Raw genomic sequence first — 9,420 nt, 5'->3', positions numbered from 1 at the left:
CCCGCGAATGCGGGCCAAAGGCCACGATGCTGCCCCTTTTTCGTGGAGCAGGCGCAGGCGCACGCGGGTAAGCCGCAGGCCCTGCGGCAGTACATGCCCCAGAATATGTCCGGGACTGAGGGCCTGACGCAGCGCAAGGTCCTGTGCCAGGGCCAGAAGTTCGGGCGTGAGAACGGCCTTTTCTTCCAGCGGCCAGCAAACGCTTTTGCAGGCCACTCCCTTGGGCAGATCAATGTGGGTGCTGGTCTCAAGCAGAATGCCGGCGCGCAGAGCGGCCTTGTCTCCCCTGCCCAGCGGTACGGCCACACGCAGACCGGGCTGCCAGAAATCCTGTGGGAATTCAGGCGGCAAGGCGTAGCTCAAGGTGGCATAAGGAGGACTCAGAAGAGCAATGCTGGCATACATGTGGGGCAGAGTTAACCAATACGGCAGGGAAAGCAAGCCTCTGGCGGCGCGCCCCGGCTGCCGAAGGCCGGAGCCGCTTGATTTGGGAGCAGATAAACCATGAGAGCAGATATTCTCAAAGTCAATTTGCTCTAATGGCCCGTTTCAGGCCAACCGCGCCTGATACGCACGTAGTCTGAAACGGGCCATTAGAGTATTTAACTTTTGAAATGCTCGCCTACGGCAGGTAAAAGCCTGCCTGTTCGCATTTCGTGGCAAGGATTTTCAGGAAAATCCCTGCAGAGCAGGTAATTCATTTCATTCGTAAACGGCTCCGGAGCAATTTCATCTTGAAATTGCTCTGGCGGCTGCGGGAGCAGACGCCCGCTACGGAGGCGTGAGCGCAGCTTCAGCCGTTACGACAAAGGAAGTTACGGATGCTTCAGGAGTTGTAACGCAGGAAACTATGCTTGCAGACAGCATGTGTAACGATCGGCCTGTTTCCATACAATCGCTGTCGCCATTCGTAAGGCTCGCAGGCTCGCCAACGACTGCCGCGAAGACAGCAGAGCTATTTATTTGCGCGGTTAAGCATCGAAGCGATGCGTGTCTTAAACTTTGAGAATGTACATTCTCAAAGTTAATCTGCTCTAGACAGTGTCGTCACGAGATGAATTTGCTTGGTATATCAAGGAGAACGAGCCTTTTATGCAGGGAGTGTACTCTTATGGTACTCGACCGGAATAAAAGGCGAAGTTCGACGCAGAGATACCGGGAAAGGCGCTCGTGACGACACTGTCTAATGGAACTGCACAAAATTCTTGAGCAGATTCAGCAGATCATAACGCAGCTCTTCATCCTGAAGGGCAAAGTAAATATTGGCCGTCAAAAATTCCGCCCAGTCTCCGGCATCAAAGCGCATGCCCGACATGCGCACCGCCATCATGCCCCTGTCCTGGGCCATGGCCTGAAGCGCGTCGGTCAGCTGAATTTCGCCGCCGTGGCCGGGGGTCACCTTTTCAAGATAATCAAAAATATCCGGCGTGAGCACATAGCGGCCCACAATAGCCATGCGCGAGGGGGCTTTTTCGCGGGCGGGCTTTTCCACCATGCTCTTGACCCTGAACACTCCGGGGGCAACTTCATCGCCCTCAATGATGCCGTAGCGGTCCACCTTTTCCCACGGCACATCCATCACACCGATGACAGGCATTTTTTCAGCCATTGCCACGTCAATAAGCTGCGCAATGCCGGGAACGCCGCCAAACATCAGGTCATCGCCCACCATGACGGCAAAAGGGTCATCCCGCACAAGCTCGCGCGCGCACAGCACGGCATGCCCCAGGCCAAGCTGCTTTTTCTGGCGCACGGACATGATATTGACCATTTCCGCCACCTTGCGCACTTCTTCCAGCTTGTCGAGCTTTCCGGCGCGCTCAAGCACCGCCTCCAGCTGCAGGTTATAGTCAAAGTGGTCTTCAATGACGCTTTTGTCGCGGTTGGTTACAAAAATGACATCCTGGATATTGGCCTTCTGGGCCTCTTCCACCACATACTGGATGACCGGCTTGTTATAGATGGGCAGCATTTCCTTGGGAATATTCTTGGTCGCGGGCAATGAACGCGTACCCCAGCCGGCCACGGGAATAATAACCTTGCGAATATCCTTCATGCTTGCCTCCACTGTTGCTTTGCTTGTCTGTATTCTCGTTCAAAAAACGGATGTCCGCAAGGACGTTAACGCAGTTCGCGCTCAACCACCTGTGCCAGGTCTTCGGCGTAGGCCCGAACCCTGTCTTCATGCTCGCCTTCCACCATGACGCGGCACAGGGCCTCAGTACCGGAATAGCGCAAAAGCACACGCCCGCGCCCGGCCAGATCTTTTTCCACCTGGGCCACGGCTTCGCCAATGGCGGGGCGCTCCTCAAAGGGCAGGCGCTTTTCCACCCGCACGTTGATGAGCTTTTGCGGAAAGGGCTTCAGCAGCCCGGCCAGTTCGGAGAGCGGGCGTTCTTTTTCCCGCATGATGCGCAATATCTGCAATGCGGCCAACAGGCCGTCACCCGTGGTGCTGTAGCGGTGGAAAATAAGGTGGCCCGACTGTTCGCCGCCCAGCATGGCTCCTTCACGGCGCATGGCTTCCATAACATACCGGTCGCCCACCTTGGTGCGCAAAAGCTGACCGCCATGCTCGCTCATGAAGAGTTCCAGGGCCATATTGCTCATGGCCGTAGCCACCAGCAGGTTGCCGGGCAATTCGCCACGGGCCATCATGGCCTGGGCGCACAGGGCCATGATCTGGTCACCGTCCAGAATCACCCCGTGTTCGTCCACCACAATCAGACGATCCGCGTCACCGTCCAGGGCCAGACCGATATCAGCCCGCACCTCGCGCACCTTGGCCGCGACCACATCGGGATGCAGCGAGCCGCAGTGCTCGTTGATATTGGTTCCGTCGGGGCTGGTTCCGATGCGGAACACCTCGGCCCCAAGCTCTTCCAGAGCGAGAGGGGCCACCTTGTAGCTGGCCCCGTTGGCGCAGTCCACCACAATGCGCAGACCAGAAAGGGTCAGGTGGGCAGGAAAACAGCTTTTGGTGTAAACAATGTAGCGCCCGCCCGCGTCTTCAATCTTTGTGGCGCGGCCCACGCCGCGCGCCCCCGGATACGGCCAGGAAAAATCGGCATCCAGCACCATGGCCGCGATCTCGTCTTCGGCCATATCGGGCAGCTTGTATCCATCGGCATCGAAAAACTTTATGCCGTTGTCCTGAAAGGGATTGTGCGAGGCCGAAATAACCACGCCCAAATCCGCGCGCATGCTGCGCGTCAGAAAGGATATGGCCGGCGTGGGCAGCGGGCCTGTCATGATGACGTGCATGCCCGCAGCACACAGCCCCGCCGTTAGGGCAGACTCAAACATGTAGCCCGACAGGCGCGTGTCCTTGCCGATAACCACTTTATGCTGATGCTGGCCCCGGCGGAAACGCACCCCGGCGGCCAGCCCCAAACGCAGGGCCACATCCACCGTCATGGGGTGTGTATTCACCGTACCACGCAAACCATCCGTGCCGAAAAGACGATCGGCCATGCCATCTCCTTCAAGGGCAAAAACGCCCTCCGCCTCCCGCAACCTGCCGGGAGCACGAGCTATTTTTTCTTACGGCTTACCGTAACTTCTTCTGTGCCGGGGTTCAAGAGCGTCATGCCCTCGGGCAGGCGAAAGCGCACCTCTACCTGACGGCTTTCGCCTTCATCAAGGTCGGGCGGGCTGACGGTGGCCTCCAACTGCCCAAGGTAACGGGAGTTCTTGGCCAGTGCGTCGGGCACTTCCACAGTGACGGTCAGCTCTTCCGGCTCCACCTTGTAGAGACGGCGGTTTTCAGCCGAAATATCGATCTTGCAGCGCTGGCTCACCGTGGTGCGCCCGCTGGTAATGCTGTACTGCACCTTGACGGTGGGCGGAATCGCGGTCACAAGGCTCGGCGTATCCAGGGTTATGACCTGATGCACCGTGCTGCCCGCTGCCGTGGGGTCGGCCATGAGAACAACCGGCACGTGCGATATCGCCTCCACCACGCTTTCCGGCCCGCGCAGGGTCACCGTGGCAGGGTCTACCCTGGCATTTTCCACAGTCAGCGCTCCGTTGCGCAGGGGCGAATCCACGGTAAACCGCACGGGAACCGCCCGCTCCACAAGGGTGTCGGCCGTGATGACAATGCGCGGCGGCTGCACGTCAATAAGCTCAAAGGCGCGGAACCCCGGCCCAAGATGTTCGGCCGTAAGGGGAACCATAGTAACACCCTTTTTAATATGAGAAAGATTGACCGCCTGAATAAGCTTGCTCTGGGTAACCGAACGCAGAAGGGTTTCCGGCCCGCGCAAGCGCACCACCGCCTTGTTGATCAGGCCGTCGGTGATCACAAGATTTGAGGGTATGCCGTAGTAATCAAGGGTAACTTCCAGTTGGGCTTCAAGGCGTTCGCGCACACTGACCACATACCACATGCTCACGGCGGCAAGCACGGCCACCAGCAAGGAAGCCAGATGCGGCGCGCGCCGGGGAATATCAGAGGATTTCATTAAGCACCTCCCGCAGGCGGCCGGCATCCAGGGCGCGCATAAGCTCGCCCTTCATGGCTACTGAAATTTCACCCCGCTCTTCAGACACGACAATAACCACCGCATCGCTTTCCATGGTCACTCCAAGGGCAGCGCGGTGACGTGTGCCGAAGTTCTGCCCCTTGGCCACAGCCAGAGGGAGTATACAGGCCGCGGCCATGAGCCGCCCTCGGCTGATGACCACAGCCCCGTCGTGCAGGGGCGCTTTGGGATAAAAAATATTCATGAGCAACTGGCGCGAAAGCTGCGCGTCAACCCGCACGCCCTCACGCTTTATCATGTCGCCGAGCCGCATGCTGCGCTCCACCACAATCAGGGCGCCCACGCGCAGGCGGGCCATTTCCACGCAGGCCATGACCACTTCCTCAACGCCGTCCTGCATGAGCTGCTTTTTGCGAAACAGCCGGTGTGTCCCCATTTCACCAAGGGCCTGCCGGATATCGGACTGAAAAATGACCACAATAAGGATGAAGATGGAGCTGAAGATATGCTGCAAAAGCCAGCTCAGCGTGTACAGGCCCACGCCTCTGGCGAAAAAATACAATAGTGTCAGGAGCCCCAGGCCGGTCAGTACGGCCAGAGCGCGTGAGCCGCGCACCATCTGGATGAGCTGGTACAGAAGCACGCTGACCACGCCGATGTCCAGAATGTCGCGCCATTCGATAGGTATATTGTCAAGCACCGTAATGTCCTTGCCGAAGATATGAAAAACCGCCGGTATGCGCCGCCGCAGGCAGATGCTGTCGCCGGAGTCTGCTGTTTGCCGCGCGCCGGCATTGAAAAACATTTTTACCGGTTCCCGCTGACGGTCGTCAGCAGCAGACGGCATGGCGTTTCCGGCGAATCCTTGCTCGCTACATGGCCTTATCCGCCCGACCGGCGGATTCGTCAAGAGCGGGGCTGCGCGAATTTCAAAGTGGCTCTTATAATTTTTTTGCGCTGCACAGACCCTGGGGGCATGCAGGCGGCCTGTCCGGCATGCCGCCCACGCTTCTGCCGCCGCAACGCAAAGGACCTCTGGCCGCACCAGCCGGAACAGTTCTGAACAGCCGTCTGCCCGCCGTCGACAGTCTGGCCGGAAATTTTACCCTGGGATGGCTCCGGCGGCGGTGCGGACAGAACCACGCCACAAAAACCATCAATGCCGGCCATTGCCCCAAAGGCTTGTTGAAACGACAGCAGCGCCATGCATTTGTGCTGTTGCTCCCACGGTGAGAACCATAACCCGTTAGAGCATTTTAACTTTGAAAAAGTGTAAATGCTCTAACGCTGTACGAAAGTGCAGCGCGCCACAATGTGGCGTGGATTCAGCCGAAAATCGCATTTTTCGGCTGAATGAAAACTTTGAAATGTGAAGCATTTCAAAGTTAATCTGCTCTAGAATTATGGTTCAAAGTCACTATGCCTGTGCAGTGGCCTCAACCGCATGAAAAAAGGACATGCACCGGCGCGCCCTTTTTACATTTTACTCCACAGACGGCCCGCCCGGCAAGGGGCCGGGATTGAAAGCCGTGGCAACCGCCAGCCCTTGGCGGGCAGCAGCCACCTGATGCACCCTGTGCCAGAAAACGCCCCGAGCCCGCAGCAGAGCCGTTGCCGCCACGGTGGCCGCGCCACGCTCGCCCGGCGGCAATGAAAGCAGGCCGCCGAAAACAGACTTCATTGAAAGGGCCATGAGCACCGGACGTCCCATATCCAACCAGTCTTCGGGGTGCGCCAGCAGTTCCAGATTATGGGCCAGCGTTTTGCCGAAACCGATGCCAGGATCAAGAATGATGCGGTCTTCGGGAACTCCCGCCCGCACCAGCCGAGCGAGGTTGCGCTCAAAAAATTCCCGTACTTCGCGCCGCACGTCCGTGTATTGCGGATTGTGCTGCATGGTCTCCGGCCGCCCCTGACTGTGCATGAGCACATAGCCCGGCCGGTACTGCACAAGCACGTCCAGCAGGGCCGGATCAAACGCGCACGCCGAAATATCGTTAATTATGGCCGCGCCCTGCTCCAGAACGGCGGCGGCAGTGGCAGCATGGTAGGTATCGACGGAAATCACCGCCCAGGGGACCTTGCGGCGCAGTCCCATAAGCACGGGAATAAGGCGGCGGATCTCTTCGTCGGGCGAAAGCTCTGCGGCTCCAGGCCGGGACGACTCGGCCCCCAGGTCAAGGATGTCCGCGCCTTCTTCCAGCAAGGTCAGGGCGTGCCGCAAACCGGCTGGAGCCAGATGGTGCGCGCCGCCATCATAAAAAGAATCTGGAGTCAGATTGACGATGCCCATAACGCCAAAGGGGGAGGGCGTCTTCAACGCCCGCCCCCCCATGACATGCCAGGCTGCGCCCGTAACGGGCGCTACCGGGAACGAATTTTTCATTACTGATTTCGCTTGTTGTCGTCTTCACCGTTTTTAACGGCTGCTTCGTCACTTTCAGCGCTTTTTTCCTCGGCCGGGGCCTGCGCCGCCGGGGTGTCTCCATCGCCGGTATCCGGCTCAAGAGTGAATTCGGCAGGTTCGGCGGCAACGGCCGCCTCGCTTTTGGCACTTCCGCCGCCCTTGCCGGGACGGCTGGGAGCCTCGGAATACTTGATGGGCTTGCCGTTGCTGTCCAGCGGCGGCAGTTCCTTGTCTTCCATCAGCAGCTCAAGCTCTTCACCGGTGATGGTCTCGCGATCCAGCAGGGCGCGGGCAATGCGGTGCAGGGTTTCTTCATTTTCCTTCAGCAAGATGCGGCAGCGCTCGTGGGCTTCGTCCACAATGCGCTTGACTTCCGAGTCCACCAGACGGGCGGTGTCTTCGCTGAAGTTCTTGTTCTGCACCCACTCCCGGCCGATAAAGACTTCTTCGCCGGTTTCGCCGATAGCCAGCGTACCCACGGCTTCGCTCATGCCCCACTCGCACACCATCTTGCGGGCCATGCGGGTGACGCGCTCAATGTCGTTAGAGGCTCCTGTGGTGATGTCGTCAAAAATAATCTCTTCGGCCACACGCCCGCCAAGCAGGACCACCAGAGTATTGCGCAGATAAGAGCGCGAGTAGCCGTGACGGTCTTCTTCAGGCAGTTGCATGGTCACGCCGAGAGCGCGCCCACGCGGAATGATGGTGACCTTGTGTACCGGGTCAGAACCGGGCAAAAGACGCGCCGCCAGGGCATGGCCGCCTTCGTGATAGGCCGTGATGCGCTTTTCCTCATCAGAAAGAATGAGGCTGCGGCGCTCGCGTCCCATAAGAACTTTATCCTTGGCGTATTCAAAGTCGTGCATGTCCAGCCTGTCCTGATTCAGCTTGGCAGCCTGAAGGGCGGCCTCGTTGACCAGGTTTTCCAGATCCGCACCGGAAAAGCCGGGGGTGCCGCGGGCCAGCACATCCAGATCCACATCGCCGGAAAGCGGGGTACGCTTGGTATGCACCTCAAGGATGCGACGGCGGCCACGAAGGTCGGGGGTGGGAACCACCACCTGGCGGTCAAAACGGCCGGGACGCAGCAGGGCCGGGTCCAGCACATCAGGACGGTTGGTGGCGGCAATAAGGATAACCCCCTCATTGCTTTCAAAACCGTCCATCTCCACCAGCATCTGGTTCAGGGTCTGTTCGCGTTCGTCATGCCCGCCGCCGAGTCCGGCGCCGCGCTGACGGCCAACAGCGTCAATTTCGTCAATAAAAATAAGGCAAGGCGCATTTTTTTTGCCCTGCACAAAAAGGTCGCGCACACGCGAGGCGCCCACGCCCACAAACATTTCCACAAAGTCCGAGCCGGAAATGGAAAAGAACGGCACCCCGGCTTCGCCGGCCACGGCGCGCGCCAGAAGCGTCTTGCCTGTGCCGGGAGGCCCGACCAGCAACACACCCTTGGGAATGCGCCCGCCAAGACGGGTAAATTTTTTGGGATTGGACAAAAACTCCACCACTTCGGCGAGTTCGTCCTTGGCTTCGTCCACCCCGGCCACGTCGGCAAAGGTGACGCGGGCGCTGTCCTGATTGAGCATTCGCGCACGCGAACGGCCGAAATTCATGGCCTTTCCGCCGCCACCCTGCATCTGACGCATGAAAAATATCCATACGCCCACAAGCAGAAGCATGGGAAACCACGAAACCAGCAGCGTCATGTACCAGGGCTGCTCTTCCGGCGGTTCCGCTTTTACCTCCACCTTTTTTTCGATAAGGCGGTTGACCAGACCCAGATCCTGCGGAGCATAGGTCTGCACGGTTTTGCCGTCTGATGTTTTACCTGTAAGCGTGTGTCCCTGCATGGTTACAGACAGAATCTGACCGCCGTCCACCTGACTCAGGAAGTCAGAATAGGGCACTCTTTGCATCACGCCCTGTGGCTGCTGGAACATATTAAAAAGCATAACCATCGCCAGGACGATAATGGCCCACAGCATCAGGTTGCGACTCATCTGGTTCAACATTGCCTCCGTTACGTTTTCCGTGCGCTCCGGCACACGGCCAGGACCTGGACATAGGCCCACGCAAGCAGAGAAATACTACCTGTGCATGCTCCATGTCAAATGGCTAAGGCCCGCAGGGGCCTGCCGCTGAAACCGTTTTTCACATATAATGCCTGACGCCGGATTGGCAATGGGCAAAAAAGTATTTTGCCGCTGACAAACCAGACCCTTGCGGCAATCGTTTTTTTCACATAGCATACGAAGGCTTGCGCGGAGACGTTTCGTCACCGGTGTGGCGCCCGGTCTTCAAAACCGGTGGCAGGCTTTACGGTCTGCGGTAGGTTCGACCCCTATACGTCTCCGCCAGTTTACTCCATATAATCGTTATCCAAGACGACTTCATACTGAGATAGGTCGTCAATTTCGTACGCCATATTAAGCGGCAATCGGCAGTTTTGGTTCCATCATCCTGCTTCTGACAAACGCCGCTGGTGAGAGATAGCCAAGTGCTGCCTGGCGTCTTTGTCGATTA

Annotated in this window: 7 protein-coding genes, 1 tRNA gene and 1 pseudogene; 2 read left to right on the top strand and 7 right to left on the bottom strand. The window is 58.3% G+C overall.

Features of this window, described 5'->3' with window-relative positions:
- The 5 genes and pseudogenes from V6C16_RS04620 to cdaA all read right to left on the bottom strand — a co-directional run.
- Window positions 1-405 (bottom strand): annotated as a pseudogene (locus V6C16_RS04620) (replication restart helicase PriA); the annotation flags it as partial.
- Window positions 406-1,183: 778 nt separating this feature from the next.
- Window positions 1,184-2,056 carry a UTP--glucose-1-phosphate uridylyltransferase GalU gene (gene galU, locus V6C16_RS04615; protein WP_333536042.1) on the bottom strand — a complete coding sequence of 291 codons (873 nt, stop codon included), beginning with the start codon at window positions 2,054-2,056 and terminating at the stop codon, window positions 1,184-1,186.
- Window positions 2,057-2,121: 65 nt separating this feature from the next.
- Window positions 2,122-3,474 (bottom strand): phosphoglucosamine mutase, encoded by a 1,353-nt coding sequence (glmM, locus tag V6C16_RS04610; RefSeq protein WP_333536043.1) that lies wholly within the window; start codon window positions 3,472-3,474, stop codon window positions 2,122-2,124.
- Between the two features lie 59 nt (window positions 3,475-3,533).
- Entirely contained in the window at window positions 3,534-4,466 is a 933-nt protein-coding gene (locus tag V6C16_RS04605) for a CdaR family protein (RefSeq protein ID WP_333536045.1), read from the bottom strand.
- Window positions 4,453-5,193, bottom strand: coding sequence for a diadenylate cyclase CdaA (cdaA, locus tag V6C16_RS04600; protein ID WP_333536047.1), 741 nt, complete (start codon window positions 5,191-5,193; stop codon window positions 4,453-4,455). The genes V6C16_RS04605 and cdaA overlap by 14 nt, the downstream gene beginning before the upstream one ends.
- Before the next feature lie 290 nt (window positions 5,194-5,483).
- Between cdaA and V6C16_RS04595 the strand changes: the two genes are divergently transcribed.
- A complete protein-coding gene (locus V6C16_RS04595; RefSeq protein ID WP_333536046.1) occupies window positions 5,484-5,720 on the top strand; it encodes a hypothetical protein in 237 nt (78 codons plus the stop codon).
- A 250-nt stretch (window positions 5,721-5,970) separates the two neighbouring features.
- Here the strand turns inward: V6C16_RS04595 and folP are convergent, their stop codons facing one another.
- Both folP and ftsH read right to left on the bottom strand, forming a co-directional pair.
- On the bottom strand, window positions 5,971-6,873 hold the full coding sequence (gene folP / locus V6C16_RS04590) for a dihydropteroate synthase (protein ID WP_333542819.1): 903 nt from the start codon (window positions 6,871-6,873) through the stop codon (window positions 5,971-5,973).
- Window positions 6,873-8,906: an ATP-dependent zinc metalloprotease FtsH gene (gene ftsH / locus V6C16_RS04585; protein WP_333536065.1), complete on the bottom strand. Its 2,034-nt coding sequence runs from the start codon at window positions 8,904-8,906 to the stop codon at window positions 6,873-6,875. Before ftsH ends, folP begins: the two co-directional genes overlap by 1 nt.
- Window positions 8,907-9,160: 254 nt before the next feature.
- On the opposite strand from ftsH, the gene V6C16_RS04580 reads away from it, so the two are divergent.
- Window positions 9,161-9,254 (top strand) — tRNA-Sec (locus V6C16_RS04580).
- Window positions 9,255-9,420 lie beyond the last annotated feature (166 nt).

This window comes from Desulfovibrio sp. 1188_IL3213 (assembly GCF_036763145.1).
Lineage (GTDB): Bacteria > Desulfobacterota > Desulfovibrionia > Desulfovibrionales > Desulfovibrionaceae > Desulfovibrio.
Note: the sequence above shows the minus strand (reverse complement) of the source record. Positions and strands in the feature narration are given on the sequence as shown.